Source organism: Herbaspirillum sp. LeCh32-8, assembly GCF_017814915.1.
Lineage (GTDB): Bacteria > Pseudomonadota > Gammaproteobacteria > Burkholderiales > Burkholderiaceae_D > Herbaspirillum.
The window spans coordinates 310,674-330,656 of sequence record NZ_JAGIPZ010000005.1 but is presented as its reverse complement, the minus strand read 5'-3'; the positions used below and the strand labels follow the sequence as shown (position 1 = coordinate 330,656).

General features: G+C 50.3%; 18 protein-coding genes. 9 read left to right on the top strand and 9 right to left on the bottom strand.

Annotation, left to right across the window (positions count from 1 at the left end; genetic code table 11):
* Positions 1-112: 112 nt before the first annotated feature.
* The gene (locus J8I26_RS12245) at positions 113-463 is read right to left on the bottom strand and encodes a helix-turn-helix transcriptional regulator (RefSeq protein ID WP_209607372.1); all 351 of its coding nucleotides are present in this window, start codon (positions 461-463) and stop codon (positions 113-115) included.
* A 172-nt stretch (positions 464-635) separates the two neighbouring features.
* Here J8I26_RS12245 and J8I26_RS12240 point away from each other — a divergent pair, with 172 nt between their 5' ends.
* Entirely contained in the window at positions 636-1,463 is an 828-nt protein-coding gene (locus J8I26_RS12240) for a hypothetical protein (protein ID WP_209607371.1), read from the top strand.
* A gap of 500 nt (positions 1,464-1,963) precedes the next feature.
* Positions 1,964-2,149, top strand: coding sequence for a hypothetical protein (locus J8I26_RS12235; protein WP_348635315.1), 186 nt, complete (start codon positions 1,964-1,966; stop codon positions 2,147-2,149).
* Positions 2,150-2,244: 95 nt separating this feature from the next.
* On the opposite strand, the gene gloA is transcribed toward J8I26_RS12235, so the two are convergent.
* From gloA to J8I26_RS12220, 3 genes are all read right to left on the bottom strand, one after another.
* The gene (gene gloA, locus J8I26_RS12230; protein WP_209607369.1) at positions 2,245-2,649 is read right to left on the bottom strand and encodes a lactoylglutathione lyase; all 405 of its coding nucleotides are present in this window, start codon (positions 2,647-2,649) and stop codon (positions 2,245-2,247) included.
* 143 nt (positions 2,650-2,792) lie between these two features.
* Positions 2,793-3,197, bottom strand: a complete 405-nt coding sequence (locus tag J8I26_RS12225; protein ID WP_209607368.1) for a DUF2384 domain-containing protein — start codon at positions 3,195-3,197, stop codon at positions 2,793-2,795.
* A gap of 326 nt (positions 3,198-3,523) precedes the next feature.
* Positions 3,524-3,826 carry a helix-turn-helix transcriptional regulator gene (locus J8I26_RS12220; protein ID WP_209607367.1) on the bottom strand — a complete coding sequence of 101 codons (303 nt, stop codon included), beginning with the start codon at positions 3,824-3,826 and terminating at the stop codon, positions 3,524-3,526.
* A gap of 182 nt (positions 3,827-4,008) precedes the next feature.
* Between J8I26_RS12220 and J8I26_RS12215 the strand changes: the two genes are divergently transcribed.
* From J8I26_RS12215 to J8I26_RS12195, 5 genes are all read left to right on the top strand, one after another.
* Positions 4,009-5,487, top strand: a complete 1,479-nt coding sequence (locus tag J8I26_RS12215; RefSeq protein WP_209607366.1) for a site-specific integrase — start codon at positions 4,009-4,011, stop codon at positions 5,485-5,487.
* 8 nt (positions 5,488-5,495) lie between these two features.
* Complete coding sequence (locus J8I26_RS12210; RefSeq protein ID WP_209607365.1) at positions 5,496-7,436, top strand: hypothetical protein; 1,941 nt, start codon at positions 5,496-5,498, stop codon at positions 7,434-7,436.
* 5 nt (positions 7,437-7,441) lie between these two features.
* Positions 7,442-9,412 carry a hypothetical protein gene (locus tag J8I26_RS12205; RefSeq protein ID WP_209607364.1) on the top strand — a complete coding sequence of 657 codons (1,971 nt, stop codon included), beginning with the start codon at positions 7,442-7,444 and terminating at the stop codon, positions 9,410-9,412.
* 25 nt (positions 9,413-9,437) lie between these two features.
* Positions 9,438-9,845, top strand: coding sequence for a hypothetical protein (locus J8I26_RS12200; protein WP_209607363.1), 408 nt, complete (start codon positions 9,438-9,440; stop codon positions 9,843-9,845).
* A 92-nt stretch (positions 9,846-9,937) separates the two neighbouring features.
* Positions 9,938-10,402, top strand: coding sequence for a hypothetical protein (locus J8I26_RS12195; RefSeq protein WP_209607362.1), 465 nt, complete (start codon positions 9,938-9,940; stop codon positions 10,400-10,402).
* A gap of 37 nt (positions 10,403-10,439) precedes the next feature.
* Here J8I26_RS12195 and J8I26_RS12190 read toward each other — a convergent pair whose 3' ends face one another.
* The 4 genes from J8I26_RS12190 to J8I26_RS12175 form a co-directional block, all read right to left on the bottom strand.
* A complete protein-coding gene (locus tag J8I26_RS12190) occupies positions 10,440-11,099 on the bottom strand; it encodes a siderophore-interacting protein (RefSeq protein WP_209607361.1) in 660 nt (219 codons plus the stop codon).
* A 176-nt stretch (positions 11,100-11,275) separates the two neighbouring features.
* Entirely contained in the window at positions 11,276-12,043 is a 768-nt protein-coding gene (locus J8I26_RS12185) for a helix-turn-helix transcriptional regulator (RefSeq protein WP_209607360.1), read from the bottom strand.
* A gap of 60 nt (positions 12,044-12,103) precedes the next feature.
* Positions 12,104-12,871: a helix-turn-helix transcriptional regulator gene (locus J8I26_RS12180; RefSeq protein WP_209607359.1), complete on the bottom strand. Its 768-nt coding sequence runs from the start codon at positions 12,869-12,871 to the stop codon at positions 12,104-12,106.
* Positions 12,872-12,956: 85 nt separating this feature from the next.
* Entirely contained in the window at positions 12,957-15,044 is a 2,088-nt protein-coding gene (locus J8I26_RS12175; RefSeq protein ID WP_209607358.1) for a CHAT domain-containing protein, read from the bottom strand.
* Between the two features lie 212 nt (positions 15,045-15,256).
* On the opposite strand from J8I26_RS12175, the gene J8I26_RS12170 reads away from it, so the two are divergent.
* Both J8I26_RS12170 and J8I26_RS22870 read left to right on the top strand, forming a co-directional pair.
* Positions 15,257-17,413: a TonB-dependent siderophore receptor gene (locus J8I26_RS12170; protein WP_245200276.1), complete on the top strand. Its 2,157-nt coding sequence runs from the start codon at positions 15,257-15,259 to the stop codon at positions 17,411-17,413.
* A 42-nt stretch (positions 17,414-17,455) separates the two neighbouring features.
* Positions 17,456-18,778 carry an MFS transporter gene (locus J8I26_RS22870; protein ID WP_209607356.1) on the top strand — a complete coding sequence of 441 codons (1,323 nt, stop codon included), beginning with the start codon at positions 17,456-17,458 and terminating at the stop codon, positions 18,776-18,778.
* 142 nt (positions 18,779-18,920) lie between these two features.
* Here the strand turns inward: J8I26_RS22870 and J8I26_RS12160 are convergent, their stop codons facing one another.
* A complete protein-coding gene (locus tag J8I26_RS12160; RefSeq protein WP_245200275.1) occupies positions 18,921-19,898 on the bottom strand; it encodes an ABC transporter permease in 978 nt (325 codons plus the stop codon).
* Positions 19,899-19,983 lie beyond the last annotated feature (85 nt).

Below are 19,983 nucleotides of genomic sequence, written 5' to 3'. Positions count from 1 at the left end.
GAGTCCTGTGCAATACAGGACTCAGTCCTTAGCGCCTTAACCGGCTAATGACCGTCCAACTTTATGGGGTCAGTTCACATTTGCGGGCTTTTTGTTTGCAGCGAGCTACTGACTACTTCTCGTTCGAATGAGAGGCGACAAACGCATCAACTATTGTTGCCAGCGCAGCGAGTTGATCATCTGAAAGCGCTGCCGTTTTAGATGATGCGCTCAGATACTTTTGTTCTCCTGGCGATAAAAAAAGGCACCAAGGAGCTATTTCGAACAACTTGACCATCCGATCCAACTTCTCAAACGAAGGACTGAGCAGCCCTCGTTCGTATCGAGAGATCGTTTCCATTTCAATATCGAGATGATTCGCTAGCTGTAACTGTGTCCAGCCCAGCTTCAATCTCTCTCGTCGAATGTTCAGCCCGACCAGTTCAAGAGTGCTGGTCGGTGGTGGTGGAGTTTTCTTTTTCATGTGCAGGAAAGGTTCTGCACATGGTCTATTTTGTTTGCATCTTGATACAGGACGCTATAAGCAAGTTTTGTATATAATTAGACGTTATAAGTCTAGTTGCCTTAGTATCTGAGCCGCGCTTCTGTATTGCCGTGTGCAACAGGTGCAATAGAGCTTCTCCACTCTGATAAACATGGCCGCTCATCAATCGCTATTACTCTCGTGTCTCGCGTTCGTTTTGACCGCTTGTACGACACCATCTACTCCGAATCGCTCTCTACCTATAGCGGAGCGCGGTCTTGTTCAAATTGATAAGCAGAACCGGGCCGATCTCAATCGGATACTGGCTGCGGCCATCCTCCACAATCCAGATCAGAGAGAACGTGCAAACTTTGCTACGTCTTGTTATCGCGATCTGGCGCGTGAAAAAAGTGCCAGGATGAGTGCCCGACTGAAAACGCAATCGGTGGATGCAGATATCGTTGAGATTGCCAAGAGCAGAAACGCAGCTGCATTGGCGACCTATCCAATTTCAAAATACTGGGTAAGAAGTAAGATTGAAGGTCGAATAGTGCCTGTCGCCTTCGAAAAAGAAAATCTTTCGCTCTTTCAGACATTTGTTGAAATGTCGCCGCACGCTTTACTGCAAGACTTTGCAGACGTGAATCCTGTTGAAAATAAGTGGAGGCATGAGCAGCAAATATATCGGCGCGCGAATCGACTTTCTAATACTGCACAACTGCTTGTGCGCTACGGACCAATTGTGCAGGATGTAGCGCCGGACCAAATCAAGCAGTGCTACATCGTATTTGATGTTCCGAAGCTGTATCTCTCGATCCCGGTTGATAAGGTCACTTATCAACAAAGGCTCTATGAGAGCTCCAAAGTGGGAAAGAATCTTGAATATACCGCTGACGTTGATATTGAGTATGACTTCAGTGACTGCCGGCTAGAAAACTGCACTCCGAAAATCAGCGACCAAAGTGTTCGAAGTTTCAAATTTGGTTGGGATCCCAGGTAGTTAGTGTACGCAGTCAACCCAAGATAAGTTCTATCAATGTTTCTGACCAACCCGTCCTTGCAATTGAATGACGCACGCTCGTCCTTAGTTTCCCCACTGATGATGTGGGACTGGATAGCAGCTGTAGATTCCGAGCCATGTTTTATCGTATCCGCTGAAGCCAGCGGAGATGACTTGACATTACCGACTACGAATTTTTTCTCATCTGTAGAGCGCCTTCTGGCGTATGCATGTGGATGCTCGTCGTCTGCGTGTAAAGTCTATCTAGTGCAGAAAGAGTGTGAGAGTAGAGGTGGCCTTCGATTTTTGGAGATCGTGGGTATCGGCAGGTATGACGGCGATCCAGATGGCGTTAGTTACTACGCTCACGTCACGCCCGATGGTGTAGCGCAGAAGACGTATGATGCACAGCCTCCTATCTCTTCGGGAAGTCAGATAGAGATTATTGCCAGCTTTGGTACCAAGGTTTCACCCCCGCAATGAGTGCAAAAGGAGAAGATGTGCTTGAAGAAATTGATCTCGATATCGCCCTCAAGAAACTGCATCAGCTGCAGTTAGAGGATGGCGATCTTGGTGCAGCGTATTGGCTCTCAATTTCCAACTTGCTCCGGAATACCGTTGCATATCATCAGCGCGCTGTGGCTGCGGAAGAAAAGCTCCGAAAGATCAGTAAGCTTTGCCGGTGATGGTTAGCTATTGCACCCTTTATTCTTAGAGCTACTACGATGAGGTAACGAAGCGCCGGAAACAAAAAAGCCCGCAATCGCGGGCTTTTTTTTATTTAGTCAGCAGCGTTGTAGTGCTCTTTTTTCTGGATAAATTCGATTTTATATCCATCTGGGTCCTGAACAAACGCAATAACAGTTTTCCCATGTTTCATGGGGCCTGCTTCACGCGTTACTTGTCCGCCCATTTTCTTCACAGCGTCGCAAGCCGCATAGGCATCGTCCACTTCGATGGCAATATGGCCATAGCCATTACCCAAGTCGTAGCTCTTCGTGTCCCAGTTATGAGTCAGCTCCAACACAGTATGAGCGCTCTCTTCTCCATAGCCCACGAATGCAAGCGTGAACTTTCCATCCGGGTAATCACTACGGCGCAACAACTTCATACCTAATACCTCGGTGTAGAAGTTGATGGAGCGATCAAGGTCACCCACTCGTAGCATTGTATGCAGCAGTCGCATTTGGCTATTCCTTCATCTGGCTAGAAATTCAAAGCATGGATTATCGTACATTTGGAGGGGACGCGCTGCGATGGAAACTGTTCAGTGCCGGCAGGAGATACATCTTTGCAAGCGAGCTCGAAGCTTCATCAGTAGCGGGTTGCTCATCCTGTAAAACCAATGTCCAGGGACTGAAGATAGCGCATGAGATCATCAGTGCGGCCTTTGGAAACCAAGGTTTGAGCGGTCATGTAGTCGAACAATGGAATGTGACTGTTTTTATACCAGAAGATCGACTTTTCTACGTGCCCGGAGATGTCGATGCTAGCGCGAATGATCCGCAAAGAGTCACGAAGGTGTCGTTGTACGCTTTCTGATGCCGGTGCGTGGAGAATAGTGTTTTGATGGATAGCGGCGTCCGCCGCTAGAGTTCGCACATCAATACTTAACGCCAGGCTGAAACGACGTGGTGAAATGATGGTGGACTCCTCGTCTATCCGAAGAAATGCCAGAAAGCCAGAGACGTTGTTTGCGAAGATTGGTGCAGTCTCGAATTTGGGATTTTGCATGGTGGTTCTGATGTGAGAACATTTTTCTCATTATTGCAGTCGTGCGGTGGAGCTGCAAATTCATCTGCAATCTAGCGGTTCATGTAGCTAATATGGTGATCATGATTCTCGTGGTTTTAATCACCAATGCAGCCTAAAAACCAAATCACACCACGCAAAAAAAAGCCCCGATTATTCGGGGCATTTTTTTTGCGGACTCCGCACATCGGCTGCTATCTGACACCGGATATTTCAGCACTTAGGTGCGCAACGCTTTACTCAAAAATTCAGCATTAACTCTGAACATTGACGCCGCTGTCCCGATCCCGTTGATGGATCCAAATGGACTACTTGCTGCCGTCCATCGATGCTGCATTTTCGGCTGCCACGGCTCGTGGGGCGAACTGCAAAAAGCCTGGATTGAATAAATCAGTTGGGTGATATCCGACCGCCAAACACAGGCGAACGAGCACCTTAAATGTTGCGTTGTGATCGCCCTTTTCGACATTGCCTACGACCATTCGTTGCACATCGGCCCGAGCAGCTAATTCTGTTTGTGACAGCCCTAGTCGCATGCGAGCGAACTTCAGATTTTCTCCAAAGCACTCTTTTATTGCTTCTTCGCTCATTTTATTGGGTTCTTGACTCATCGGGATTTCATGCTAAGATGCGCGCCGTGTTGAGAATTGCTCATTATGACGAGCAATAGTTATTTCGTGATGAGCATTTTGCTTAATACAGAATGCGGCTTTTCAATACAAATTGTGTATGGCCATTTTAGGTCTTTCAGAACGCACGGACAACAACGCACTGACCCGGCAACAAATAGTTTATGAGCAACATTTTCAAAAAAGCAATAAAAAGAGCGAAAGATCTCATCAAGGGAAAAATCGTATTGCCTTCCTTTGAGGCAACAGTTACCTGCGCTGGCGATACACCTGGTGCCACCGAAAGAACACTCACTCACCCGAGAACCGGGGAAGTGGTGACATATCACTTCCTCAAACGAGAGAACTCACTTCGCCCCAAGCAAAATTTGAGCTTCAACAGATATCCGGTCGTAATCAATCAGGACGGCAGCCAATGGAGCGATGCGAATCTATATCTTCTTTGGCGTGTAGAAAAAGACGACGTGCACAAAATGAAGACCTTGTGGTCCGCGGCAAGCGATCTCGGTGCCTATAAAAGATTTCTGGATGAAGAACAAATCGACTACCTCGAATTTCCATCTAGGGACGCTAAAAAGCCAACCTATCGATACTTCGCCAGATTGAATGACTCAATTCAAGCCGGCGATATTGCCATAAGCACCGCAAAAAGAAGAATGAATAGCGTAGTTAGGTTCTATACCTGGCTAATGAAGGAGAAGCCTGAGCATTTCCTCAATGCTCCGTTCAAAGTCAAAGAGGTACGCATTAGATGGACCTACCAAACTGGCGCCGCAGTAACACGGACAGTCCAGACAACAAACCTTTCTATCAAGTCGGCAAAAGCCGAACCTGACGCCCATGCTGAATATATCGAAGATGACGGAAAACTTTACCCTCTCTCGATGGAGCATCAGACGCTGTTAGTGGAAACGCTAGTCGAGCTAGGACATACAGAGATGACGCTGATCCACCTTCTCGCGCTATATACCGGCGGAAGAATTCAGACCATCCTCACTCTGCGTGCAAGAGACTTTTCGGCTGCGATACCTGAGCTGGCGTCAGAAATCAGATTGCCAATTGGACCCGGTCGCCAAATTGATACTAAGAACTCAAAGCTAGGGGTCTTATACATACCAATATGGCTGTATGAAAAAGTGCAGACATACCTCAGCAGCGATCGGTACAAACGCAGGCTGAAAAAAGTGACGGTCGAATCCGACAGATCACTGATCTTCCTGTCCAGAAATGGAAACCCGTTGTACGACTTCAGTGGTAACAGGGCTCAGTTCAACGCACATAATGAACTACGATATTTTCGTGAGGGTGGTTTGGTTCGGGTGTTCATTGCCGAATACGTCCTACCAAAAATGAGAGAGCGCATCCCCGACTTCAACTATCGATTTCACGACCTCAGAGCATCGTTTGGGATGAATCTCGCTGACGCGCAGAATGAAAGAATCGAAAGAAAAGAGATTACTTATTCAGCGGCAATGAGTTATGTGCAGGCTCGTATGGGGCACGAAAGCTTCAAGACAACCGAAAGATATATTGGTTATCGAGAGCGATTGAAGAGTGCGCATGATGCACAAACAAACTTTGAGAAGAGACTCAAAGAGCTAACCGAAATTGCAAAAAACAGTCGCCCAGAAATGGCGCAATAAGCACTGAAATGAGAAAAAAAGAAATTGCTGGCCGTCTGAATGTGGAGTTTATTGAGATTGGAAAGATCGATTTAAATGCCCAGCTGGAAAATCTGATTATAGATTTTTCGGATTCGAACAGCGTCGATATAGGGGCCATTCTCTATCGTGATCGAGAGTCTGAGAATAAGCGGGGCGTGAAGCGCGGGAGTGTCGTGACACTCTCATCGCTTGAAAAGAAAAGGTACCCAGCTGTAAAAAGATTGCTAGGGCATATTCAAGATCGCTTTACTTTACGGATGGAGGGCAACTACACCCTCTTTCAAAAGCTGAGTGAATTCGTTGCCTTCATGAATTGGAGCGATAAAAATGGGCATACCAAAGCGCTCATCTCTTTAGGAGCCGCGGAGAAAGCCCTTCTTGCGTATCAGGCTCATCGGTTAGAGCACTATCACAGCGATGAAATTGGACTAAGAACGTACACAACAGTACTTAGACTAGTGTCGGCGCTTCTCTGTCGCGCATTGGATGTTGAATACGTCGTTAAGAATTTCATGACGGCCCGAACTCGCTGGAGTTACAAAGAAACGATAGCGCCTAAAGCTAGTGATCAGGGGAATGTTCTGGCCGTCTGTGAGATGGTTTTTACGGGTATCGCAAAGTTCTGCTTAGAAGGATTGTTATACCCTCATAAGCTGGAGCTTCCAGGGTTTCTGGGCTGGCCGGGGAATTCCGCCTGGCTTATGCCTAGCAGGACTGGATTTGTAGCACCGTCACTCGCAGCTCCTAAAGACAATCAGCTCTTTGCTTATCCCCGAGCTTTCAACTATTTCGAAGGCCGAATAGCAAATGAGGCTGAAATACGTGCCTCTTACTCTATTAGGGAAATGAATGCTAGCAATGTGCGTGCAAAAACTCGTCAAGCACAACTACAGTTCGATCTTGCTAACAAAGATAAGCGACACATATGGAGAATGTTTCTAGCCATGTCAGCATGCGATGCATTTCTCGTACTTTTTGTTGCTGCTACAGGAATGAATTGGACTCAAGTGAGAAATCTGAAATGGACTAGATCTGATTTCAAAAGGGCAGATAAACAAGGCTTTCATGAAGTTAAAGCTCGCGCTCGAAACAAGCCCGTATCGTTCTATCTCAGCAATCAATACCTACAGTTTTTCAAGCTGTATTTAAAGCTAAGGAAATTTATTCTAGGGCGTGACAAATCGCCCTACCTGTTCCTATGCATTGAAAGGGAAATTGTAGGGCGGCGGAAATTTCGGAAAATCCATGGCTGCCATTTGAATTACATCTTTAAGCGGCTCGCGGCTCAATTCGGCGGAGCAATCCCCAAGATCCTCACGCGGCAGTGGCGAGCGAGTAAGTTCAATCATCTCCAGAAGACGGTCGATTTCGCAACTGCGGCGAAGATCCTGCAAACATCAAAGGAAACAGCTGCATCGCACTACGCGACAGGAACAGAGGACGAACATAGAGAGGAAATGACCTCCTTTCTTGCTCGCATGAGGCAGGTCCTCAAACGGCGAAGAAAGCCGAGTCAGAGTGATAGCGCCGCCCCGTTGGGAGATTGCGGCAGCTACGGTAATCCCGCACTGGCCAAATCGGTCGGCAATCCCACCATTGCCCCGGACTGCAAACAAGAGGAGGGCTGCCTGGATTGCAAATACTACAGCGTTCATGCGGACGAAAAGGATGTGCGGAAATTACTCAGTTACAAATTTTGTATTGAACAGACCAGACATTTATCGCCAACACCAGAGAAATTTTCGGAGCTATTTGGCGTCACGCTTCAGCGTATTTCCGCAATTGTTACTGAGATATCTCATCAATCAACCGATCACGAACGACTTACAGCCAGAATTGAAGAAGAGATACGCGTCACCGGCGCGCTTGATCCCTACTGGGCGAAAAAATACGACATGCTGATTGACTTGAATATTGCAACGGATTGAATTGAATGGCGGCCTATTCCTATCTCCCAAAGCTGCAGCTAGCACCAACAAAATTTCCGCCGGACTCTTTTTCAGCGTCAGGCCCGCTATCTCGCCCGCCAAATGATCACGTCATCAGCAGGAACATAGATGGCTCCATTCTCTCAACTTATGGGGATGACTCTTGGGACTTCACTCCCTATACGTCACGAAAACTGAAAATCTACTTCGCAAACTGGTGCAAACATCATGCTTCAAACGTGAAGCGGGAATTGGTGGAGGAAATCAAGTGGTTCATTTTCGTCTCGATTTGGAAAAATCTTGGGATGCCGTATGCATTCTCTACAATCGAGAAACATGCTCGGCAATTAGCACTGATTGCGACGTACGCATCGCTTCGGAAAGTCAGAGTTTCAGATGTGCTATCCAAGCCAATTCTGCTCGGCGATTACCTTTCTACCGTCGTCAGTACCAAAGCAGTCGGAGACACCCTCGCAATGCTCCGCCAAGTAGATCCGGTTGATAGCGGCTGCGAAATCGTCAACGGGAAAACTTTTGAAAGGATGAAGAAAGGGCTCGGAAAGGACCGCGAAGTACTACAGCACCCTCCGATACCGACGGCCATCTACAGCCGCATTTTGGAATTTCTGGAGTCCGAGATTCAGAGCTTTGAAGGGGTTGTGGACAGGCTCCTGATGTTCTCCTCGGATGCGATCTCAATATTTCCGGACGAAGAGATAAGCTTCAAAGATAGTCATACGCCTGTTACCTCAAAGTCTAGCAACGCAAGAGCCCGAGAAATCGCTGCTCTTGCAGAAAAACACGGTCTCACCAAGTACTTTGAAGGCCGAGGTGTGAAGTATCTGTATAACGTCGCTTCCTTGATTCGTCAGATGCAGTGTGTCTGCAAAATCGCCGTCCTTGCTTATTCGGGTATGCGGAATGGAGAGACGCGAACACTGGCCCACGACTGCTTGAAAAATGCAGAAGTTGAAGGAAAGTTCGTCTATGAAATTTTGGGGAAAACGACGAAATTTAATAACGGCCGCCCCTACCATGTCAGATGGGTGACATCACCAGAAGGCGCCAGAGCCATTTCATTGGCAAGAAAAATCTGTCTTTGGCTTTGGAGGTATGTCTCTGCAGCCGATAAATCCAAGAAAAAATATATTCCCTTGTTTCTTACTTCGTCTCATATCCCGTTTTCAAAATTTCCGCAAAGAGACGACATATCTTTTGACGGCCAATCAGCGGCAGATATGACAACGGCAGAAGCAAAAAACGTATTGAAAGCCATTGACATCACTCTTACTGAAGAAGACGTGTGCGAACTCGAATTTATTGATCCTCATCGCGCCTGGAGAACTGAGGAAAAGTTCACTATTGGCCAGGCTTGGAATGTCACCTACCACCAATTTCGACGTTCTCTTGCCTTGTACTCCTCTGCGAGCGGTCTTGTGAGTTTCTCCACACTACGGCGCCAACTTAAACACATTACTGCCGCGATGTCGCACTACTATGCCCGCGGAAGCCAGTATGTAACTGAGTTGCTTCATAATTTCAAGGAGCATTTTGCGGCCTTTTATCAAGAGTCTCAAGATGAGTCTCAGATGCTGTCCTATACAGCTCACGTACTTTTTTCTCCGCAAAAAATGCACGGAGCCCACGGAGCACATGTTGAGGCATTGAAGAAAAAGGGCTTGCTGCCAAGCCGTGAGAGCACGCTCTCTATGATTAAAAAGGGGGAGCTCGCTTACAAGGAAACGCCTCTAGGAGGATGTACCGAGACGGGAACATGTACCAAACGCGCTTTCAGATCTGTCATTTCGTGCCTGGACTGCACACGAGCCGCAATCAGCAGCCCCAAACTCGAACGGCATATTCGGGCTAAAGTGAAGGGATTGGGTGAACTTGTGAGTCAGTCAGTGATGTGGAGAATGGAGTCCGCTGAGTTAGCGATTCTTCAGAATTTTTATAACCGGATCATGCGAGCGTAGTTTGACGGAAACCAAGGGAAATAGCTTGCAAGAATACTTCGACGCTCTGCAGAGAATTAAAGATCGCACTCCCGCTCGGATTTCAAAAGATGTCCCAATTTCTCTGAAGTCGGTGGCGGAAGAGGCTGGAAAGCACCGATCATCGATTGTCAGATCTCGCACTAGCTTCGCGACATTAATTGCGGCTATTGAGGCTGCAGAAAAAGTAGATATTGAGCTGCCGGACACGACGCCATCGGCCGCCGAGCACCAAGCAGAATCCTCAAATGAACCTGAGTGGAAGGATGAAGCGATAGCGCGGCTAACTCATCTTCTCGAAGAAAGTATCTGCCGCGAAATCAGCCTCGTCGAGCAAGTGGCGAATCTGCAGAGAGAGATCAATGCACTCAATGCGGGCAATGTCAGCCCGTTTTCTCAGAAAAACTCGACCTGAGGGCAATGTATGACTGAGGAAGCCGCCCTCTGGACGACCGAAATCGCGCGGTAACACCGCGCTTTTTTAACTCAACTAAGAAGGAACTAAAAGTGAAGTTGGGCATTGCCAAGAAAGATCACGTCACCTCTTTCAATTCGGAACACCCAGCCTTAGTCAGGCTGGTGCATATCGCACGAGGAGACAGTGCCGCGGCACGCCGCATGCGAGATTTTTTAGCCAGTTTGTTCAATCTAAGAAAGCAGCATTCTCCCAAAGTCGACTTTGCGGGCTTCGATCAGCAAACTACTGCTGATATGAAATTTCTCGCGTGTATGGTCGTGCAACATGCCGCGTCCGATTCACTCGATCAATATCGCGCGCCCCTGAGAGCTGTCTTGAGCCATCACGCATCCGAGATCAGCAGATGCTACGTGATGCATATGCCAATTTCGTATCGCCAAAAGCACGAAATGCAGTGGAGTTCTCCGTCGCGGATGACACCATGCTATGCAGCACCAGCGCATGTACCTGGTAGCGTACGTGATGTGTTTAAGCGTTGGCTCGAACGAAAATAATCGCTATAAGCCAGCATTCTTCACAGAGGCGATCAGATCACTCGCTATCGTCTTTGTGGTTTGCCTCTCCCTTTTTCCAGTACCCTGAAGCATCTACGTTCGCCCGGTTAATTCCGCGCTCAGCCAAGACCTTTCGGATACCTTTAACATCCGATGATTCGGCTGCGACCAACACCTTGGCGTCAGAGTAAATTTGCGTTTGCGCCAATACAGCCTCAAACGCTTCTTGTTCAAATTCGACATCACGGTAGATCCATTTGACGACTACTTTCGCGGCACTAGCGAAAAAAATCTCTTCTGACGGATTGGCAATCTTTGCGATGACAATTGCGCTGGCATGATCGGGCAGCGCCGCCAAAATGGCGCCGACCGCCGGCAGTCCCGTCTCATCTGCTAGTAGGAGATAGTGCTTAACCTCATATTCAATCGGGAAGCCACTGCGAGGATGCACATTGCTTATCTCCAGCCGGTCGCCCACTACAGCGCGCTCCGCCCACGCAGAGATTGGGCCTGTGTCGCCATGGAGAAACATATCGATGTCGAGCTCGTTGGTGGCCCAGTTCACATGCCGAATCGTATATGCACGCCCCACGCTGCGGCTGCCATCAGGTGTTTGAACAAAGATCTTCAGCCACTGTGCAGGCAATTCCGGCCTGAGCGGGGGAAGAGCACTGCCATCGATGGTGACGCGCTTCATATGTGGCGCGACCAGTTGCGTACGCTTTACGGTGACGGGATAAAGTTGGTATGGGGGACGTTCAGTAGACATATCGTATATTTAGCAATGATTCCTATTTACGATATGTATTTAACTACAACAGCCCTTATGCTCGATACTCAAATTAGGTCATTTGGCTCTTAATTCAGGTCAGGCTATGTCTTAAAGTATCGCGCCGGCGTGTTACCGAAGACGGAGCGAAACGCGGCAACAAAACTCGATGCTGATTCGTAGCCTACATCTAGTGCCACATTTGTGACGCTCTCTCCATAGGCCAGGCGCTCGATGGCAATGAGAAGTCGCATGCGCTGGCGCCAGATGCCAAAGGAAAGATGGGTGTCTTTTTGAAAGAGTCGTTCAATGGTTCGCGGACTCGCTCCGACCCGCGAGGCCAATTCAGATAGCGGCTCCCGGTTTGCGGGCTCTCTTCGAAGAATGTCGACGATTCGAAGTGCTCGTGGATCGGACGGTAGAGGCAGATCGGCTGAGTCTTGATGCAATGCACGGATCTGGTCGATCAGAACCTGCGCCAGACGTCCTTCTGGGCTCTCGACCTGATAGTCCCAGGGCAGCTCAGTACATGCTGAGATAAGCTCGCGTACAAGTGGCGTCACGCCAATTACCACGCAGTACTCCCCGACGGGCATTTGGTATGTCGAAGTATCGATGTAGAGCACTCGGGTATCGGTATGTCGCTTCGCAATGAGCTCGTGCTCAGTGCTCCCGCTAATCCATATCGCTCTACTTGGTGGGAGAACCCATTCTCCCACCGCCGTCAGCACATGCACGACGCCAGTGGCCGCGTACATCAACTGATGTCGCTGATGGTGATGCGGTGCCATGCTTCCGGGTGGCCATAGCTCGGCCTGGCCAACGAGTGGCGCAGCGGCTAAGTCCGGATCGGTTTGGCGGATGATCGACATAATTTCTGATTATATCGCTCCCCTCAGGGGAATTTGCTTGGACCGTGCCTCAGCTATCGCTCACGCTTTGAAATACCGCGCCGGTGTCGTACCGAAAGTGGCTCGGAATGCAGCGATAAAACTGGAAGTCGATTCATATCCAACCTCCAGAGCCACGCTGTTGACTTGCTCTCCGTACGCCAACCGGCTCACAGCCGTCACGAGGCGGTGTCGGTGACGCCAGGCGCCAAATGTCATTCTCGTCTCTTTGAGGAAGAGACGCTCAATCGTACGAGTGCTCGCACCTACTTGCTTGGCAAGCTCAGACAGCGGCTCCTTGTTGCCTGGGTCAAGCCTTAATGTCTCCACGATTCTGGCTGCCCGCGGATCTTGTGGCAGAGGAACGGCCACAGGTGCCTGTGCCGCCTCCTGAATCTGGTCAATGAGAACCTGGGCCATGCGAGCGGCTTTCGAATCAGCTTCGTAATTCCAAGGCAGGTCCGCACATACGGTAATCAGCTCACGCATCAAGGGCGAAACATTGACAAGGGCACAGTTGTACTCACCGAGATCCGGTGCCACCTTCTCGTCGATGTATAGGGTCCTAATTTCAGCCGGCTTTGTCACCCATGAAGAATGGTCGGTCTGGCTTTTGATAAGAACAGCCCTACTTGGCGGAAGTACCCATTCCCCTTGTGATGTCCACAAGTGAACGACCCCTGTGGTGGCGCACATGAACTGGTAACGCTGATGCCGATGCGGCTCCGGCCTTTCAGGAGAGCACTGGTCAACACGACCAACGACAATAGGAGTGCAGAGATCTGGATTGGGTAGTGAATGCGTCGACATGATCCAACGATCGCGCTATGAGCGCAAAAAATTTTATTCAAGAAAGTCGCAATTTTTATGTGCGATGAGATCACCTGATTGATCGCTATCCATGAAGATCAATCTCAATCAATTCAGGTCGACCATGCTGACAATAGAGCATCGTTTCCACAAATGCAGCTTCCGATTGCAGCCGGGCCAGAATCTCCTCCTCTGATCTCCCCGACTTTTTAACGAGTTCAGCGATCATCCCTCGGTACCAATGCGGGTTAGCTAAATTAATTTGATGATTCGCAGCGATGTGGATCTCTCTATATTGTGCTGCATTGATCAGCCCTATCTGCTCGCAATAACGCAGGATATCTGTTGCGTAGGCCATCCGAAGGAACAAGCTCATCATCGTTCGCCAGGTCACTGTATCGAAACCTAAAGAACGAAGCGCCGGCAAGAATGCCTGCAGTCGCCAAAGAACTCTCCCGACAAATGCCGACGACTTGATAGCATCTACGTCCAAAAAAGTCCCGACGACAGTGTAAGCACCAGATCTTAGGAGACCATTTGCGACAGAAGCATGCGAACCTGTCACCGACGATGTCGAACAAGCGCTGAGAATTACAACTGGAGGAACTTTCGCAACACCTGCAAGCTGCCATGTGTCCAGCTGCTCTTCACCAATTTGGAGCCATCCATGGCTAGTATTTCCGCTATGGGTGCCATGGCAGTCGAAAACAACCACATAACCATCGAATTGATTCAGCGCTTCAATGGCGTCCTGCTTGGTGTTCACGTCGACGAAAGTAACTGACATCTTGTCCAGCTTGTAGTGCAACACAGACTGTTCCAAGAAGGTTCTTATCGGATCATCTTTTTTAAAAGATCGAATCACCAACACCTTAAGCAAAGAAGACCGAGGAATGACCACTGTCGGCCCGATTGCTGAAAACTGCATCAGCATATTCCCTGGTGTCATAGGAATTCGGGAAACCTCGTGCGAGATCATCAGTGGCACACCATCGATGGTCATCCATTCCAGTGGAACATCGCTACTAATCGTGATGGTGGAGCTCTGTTCGATGATGTCTTTGAATGGGGCCGCAGCAGCATTTAATCGGCCAGCATATTCAAGATACTTTTCCTGTAAAAGGCGATAGGCTTTGTTGTCACTTCTGCCGTGGAAGGACTGAATCTCGACCAGAAGGCTCCTCAGCAGATTCACTTCGCTCGGAAGTCGCAAGGGAATAGCTGCTGTTGACGCACACAATAGAGATATCGAGGCCAAAGTCGCCATGACTTCGTTTGCCCGAACACTCAATATGCCAGCCACAATAGGGTCTTCCTGCGGCATCGGAAGTCCATCATCAAACTCGATCTTGAAGCCAGCGTACCCTTTATTCCTAATTAAACCATCCTTGATAAATGTACGATGTGCAGGAATAGCCACCTTTCTGAGGATGGCATTCCATCCACGTGACCTGACGTCATAAAGATAGGATGCGATCCCAGGAGTAAACAGGACTAAGTCAGGTAAAGGTTCGTTGCCATAGACGACCTCTTTCGTTTTGGCGAGCACTGTATTGATTGCATCAATGTATAACTGAATGTCTCCCAAAATATCTTCTCGACCGGAGAACTTGAATCCCAACGATAGAAGAAGGTATTCATTGGTCCTCACCGTTCCGTTGCCCCGTGACTTGAGGTCAAGGTTGACGGCATAGGGCTTACGGAGCGCCGGCCAATCCTTCCCTGCGAATTCTTCGAACGTCTTTAGCTTTCCAAAAATTTCCTCATCCAGGAAAGTGGGATCACTGTAATCACGATCGAAAATATTGATCACGTCTTCTTCGGTAACAGTAGACAAGATAATTGCAACAAGTCCTGCCTCTTTTACTACGGTCTTTGCCTTTTCTATGTGTTTCCTTGGCGCGATTACTATCGATATGCCTGGAAAGGCAACGTGTACGTGCCCCTCTAGTTCAGCGCCTGTGACGACAATAGATTTCTTCGATCCTTCTCTTCGCTGCTCTAGAAACTCCGCGTGATCCATAAATATCTCAAAGGCTCTGTTCGGTGCGACCGTCACGGCAGCCAACAGCGCCAAAAATTCCGGATCAGGAATCTCTTCATTAAAACCTTGTAGGGGTGTTACAGATCCCGAAGCTCCTGGTACCAAGATGCAGTAATTTATGTCGCTCATATCTCTCTTCTTGTGAGTGCCCCCGAGGCGTCGCATAAAAAGCAGACGTCAGAAATTTCGCATCTATCGTAGATCCAATCGTCCACTGCGGCCCCATACTCAATGGCCTGGAGTGACCAAATTGACGGATTTCCGCTAGTTTTTGTCGAAGTAGCGGCATTTCATGTAACGATAATTTAAGACAATCGCCCTCTGTCAAACAGGGGATGATAATGAGTCGCATTAAGATTATAAAGAATGTCGCATTGGTGGCTGGAGCTATTCCAGCTATTGCAATGGCGCAAGTGACCTCTTCGGAGGGAAGTTCCACCACCGAGAATTCGCTGGGCACCGTTACCGTTACCGGTACGGCACCTGGTGCAGAGACTGAGCACACGGGCTCTTACACTACTGGTCAAACAGCGGCAGCTACAAAGTTACCGTTGTCGATCCGAGAAACGCCACAGTCGGTCTCTGTGATGACGCGCCAACGCATGGATGATCAGCAACTGACTTCAGTGCAATCTGTACTGCAAAATGCGACTGGCATCTCGGCAAGCGCCTACGATTCCGAGCGCGTGAACTACTATTCCCGCGGCTTCCAGATCGACAGTTACCAATTCGACGGAATTCCGACAACTTCGGTCAATGGCTCTGGTTTCCTTGACACGGCATTCTATGACCGCATTGAGGTGGTTCGCGGCGCAACGGGTCTGCTAACCGGCGCCGGCAACCCATCGGCGTCAATCAACCTGATACGTAAGCGGCCCACTAAGCAGTTTTCGGCCTCTGCCTCGGTCAGCGCCGGCTCTTGGGACAACTACCGTGCCGTGGCCGACATCTCTACACCGCTGAACAAGGAGGGTACCGTCCGAGGTAGATTCGTCGGCCTGTACCAAGATCGCCATTCCTACCTCGACTACTACCGTCAGCGCAGAGAAGGAGCGTACGGAATCATTGAGGCGGATATCACATCGAGCACCATACTCAGCGTGGGCTATGACTATCAAGACATCAAACCTCGTGGAACCACATGGGCCGGCCTGCCGCTTTGGTTCAGCAACGGTACTTCGACCAATTGGGATGTCTCAAAGTCGCCGGCTACTGACTGGAGCCGTTACGAGAACACCATCTCCAATGGCTTCGCCAGTCTGGAACATTTCTTCGATAACGGTTGGACCGGCAAGGCCATCTTCAATCAACAGCGGGTCAACTCTCACGCGCGATATTTCTCGGTAAGCGGCTATCCTAACCAAACCACTGGCTTGGGCATGACTGCTACCGCACTCGGCCAAAACACATCAATCAAGCAGGACAGCATCGACGTGATGGCTACAGGTCCCTTCAGCTTGTTCGGCCGCAACCACGAACTTGTAATCGGCGCCATGACATCGAAGCGGACCACGAACGACGAGAGCACAGGCTACATCTACCCCACGACAGCCATCGGCAACTTTTACAACTGGTCTGGTCATTATCCTGAACCGGATTGGGATGCATACGGCTATAAGCCCACTGACACTGTGATCCGGCAGAGTGGCCTGTACGGCGCCGCTCGCTTCTCGTTGGCTGACCCTTTGAAAGTGATCGTAGGTGGCCGAGTGAGCCGCTATGACATTGCCCAGAAATCGACTACGACGACCTTCAACTATCGCCGTAACGGTGAAGTCACGCCATACGTTGGCATCTTGTATGACCTGAACAAGACTTACACTGCCTACGCCAGCTACACCGCGATTTTCAATCCCCAGAACTACCGTGATCGCAACAATCAGGTATTAGCCCCGACCAAAGGCAAGAACAAGGAAGTTGGCTTGAAGGGCGAGTATCTCGACGGTCGCGTCAACGCTTCGCTGTCGGTCTTCGATACTCGCCTGGACAACGTGGCACAGTCTGATACTGGCCAGCGTCTGCCGGACGGGACCCAAGCTTACTATGCAGCTCAAGGCACCAAGTCACAAGGCTATGACTTCGAGATCCAGGGCGAGCTCCTGCGCAATTGGAACCTGTCGCTGGGGATCTCCCACTTCACGGCGTCTGACTCAAAGGGAGCTAGACTGAGCACCACTCTGCCGCGTACGACCGCTCGCTTGTTCTCGACCTATCGCTTCGACGGTGATCTGAACAATCTGACCGTCGGTGGAGGTGTGAATTGGCAGAGCATGAGCTATCAAAGCAGCTCAAGCCCGAGCGGCACCACTAACGTTGTTCAGCAGCCGTATGCTCTTGTATCGTTGCTCGGTCGCTACAAGATCAACCAGAATGTGGACCTGAGCCTGAACGTAAACAACCTGTTCGACAAGCGGTACACCCTGATGAACGGTTTCTACGGCCAGGTGCTTTATGGGGAGCCGCGCAACTTCATGCTGACCCTGAACTACAAAATGTAAGGCATCAGAATCTCGAAAAAGCCCGCTTACGCGGGCTTTTTTGTGCGCCGCAACGTTTGGCGGGTTATCGACATAATTAGTCCTTATATCGACAGAACCATCTCGGAGGCTTTGTTAAAGTTCAAATGGTATTTATTTCAAATATTCGGTGTACAAATGAACGCATCTCAAAGCACTACCACCCTCAATGACAATCCCGATATCCGTAAAAAGCGGAGCGCCGCTGAGGAACGCCAGATCCTCAAGGGCGGCAAGCGCGCGACGCGCCTTTCGTTTTTTATTGCTGGTTTCAGCCTATCGTGCTGGGCGCCGCTGGTACCGTTTGCTCAAGCCCGAATCCAAGCAGACTCGGCGCTCTTGGGAACCATCCTTCTCTGCCTCGGACTAGGTGCCGTCATCGGCATGCCAACCGCTGGAGCTCTTGCAGCCCGTTTGGGCAGCAAGTTTGTCATCGTCCTGGGTGCAATCGGTCTCGTTATCGCCTTGCCTTTGCTGACCTTTGTTCCTACAGCTACCGAGCTCGGTGCGAGTCTTCTCCTCTTCGGCGCATCGATTGGCGCAATTGACGTCGCGGCGGGGATTCATGGCAACGAAATTCAGACCATGGCCAAGGCGCCGCTCATGTCAGGATTCCATGGCATGTATAGCGTCGGGGGGCTGCTAGGTGTGAGCTTCATGACCGTTCTAATTGCTTGTGGTGCTGATTTACTGCTGGCCGGCTTCGCCGCAGCAACCGTGATTCTGGTCAGCATCGTTTGGGCATTTCCAGGCTTTGTAGCAACACATTCGGCCGAAAAAGCACCACTGCTCGTCGTGCCCCGTGGGATTGTTCTGATCGTGGGTGTATTAGCGTTGATCACGTTCCTGGCCGAAGGCGCCATGCTCGATTGGGGGGCCATTCTGCTCACTCATGTCAAACACGTCGACGTGTCTATCGCAGGGAGTGGCTACGCCGTGTTCGCCGTGGCGATGACTTCCAGCCGCCTTGTTGGAGATAGACTTGTTGCACTGATCGGTGAAGGCCGGACTCTCATGATCGGCATGACATTCACCGCGGCAGGCTTCATTGTCGCTTCGTTTGCGGAGCCGTTTCCTATCGTGCTCGGATGCATGGCTCTGTCTGGCCTAGCCGCCGGCAATATTGTGCCCGTTCTCTTCACTATTCTGGGCCGCCAACGCATCATGCCTGCTTCCCATGCGATCGCAGCTGCAAGCATGGTCGGATATCTTGGAATCTTGATGGGCCCTGCGCTGATTGGCTACGCGGCGCAGCTGACAACTCTTCCTACTGCATTTATTGGCATCGCTGCGCTGTTGTTGTTTGCGTTAATCCCAGTGATTAAGATTGCAGAGCCTGCCAAGTAAGCGACCGAGATGATCCAGACGTAAAAAAGGAGATGGAGTACCGGATCTCCATCTCCCAAGCGACAGTGTTCACCATGAGCGAGAACAGCGTCTTTTCTCTCCGTGGCTGAGACAGCCAACGGTTGGTCTAGGCCAGTGTTTATCAGTCCTTTTGGACCCGGCGGAAGCGATCAAGCACCACTGCCACGATGATCACGACGCCGACGGCCAATGTCTGGAAGTAGGCCGACAGGCCCAGCATGTTCATCATGTTAGACAGTAGCGTCAGCACCAGCACACCCAGGAAGACTTGCCAGACGCTGCCGCTACCACCGGTCAGCGCCACGCCACCGAGAACCACTGCGGCCAGAGACTCCAGGGTGATATTGGGTGCTGCCACTGGCTGGGCTGAGCCTACCCAGGCGGTCAGTACGACGGCACCTAAGCCGGCACACAGACCGGACAAGGTGTAGACCAGCATGGTGTAGAACGGCACGTTCAGGCCGGACTTCGCTGCCGCAGAAGCATTGGAGCCGATCGCATAGACGTAACGGCCAAACACGGTACGCGACAGCAAGAACCACACGCTCAGGAACGCGGCGATCGCGATCCAGGTCATCAACGGAACGCCGGCGACATCGGCGAAGCCGATCAAGTCACCATAGCTCTGGGGAATGTCATAGATCGGCACGCCGCCGGCGATGATCAGCGCAAAGGCCTGCGCGATCGACATCATGCCCAACGTCACGACCAACGGCGTCGTACGCAGGTAAGCAATGATGAATCCCGAAACGGTGCCTGCGGCGGCACCAACCAGCAGCATGACCGCGATGCCGCCTGGAACACCCAGGGTTTTCATGGCGATGACGCCGACCACGCCGGCCAGAGACAATACCGATGCGACCGACAGATCGAGACCGCCACGGATGATGGCCAGTGCCTGGCCCAGCGAGATGATCAGCAGAGGAACCAGCTGACGACTGAGATTGAGGAAGTTATCCACCGAGAAGAATCGCGGCTGGAGAACACCGGCAATCGTGGCCAAGACCACGATAAACAAGGGCAGAACCAGATCGCCTGGGTTGACGCGCATCTTAGACATAGACGAGCCCTTGCCTTGAGAAGATATGGAGATTGTCATGTTGAATGACCTTTTAGGTAAAGTCGACCCTATGACCAGGTGTGGAGTGCCACAGGGTCGGTGGAGATTGCATTGTGGATAAGTT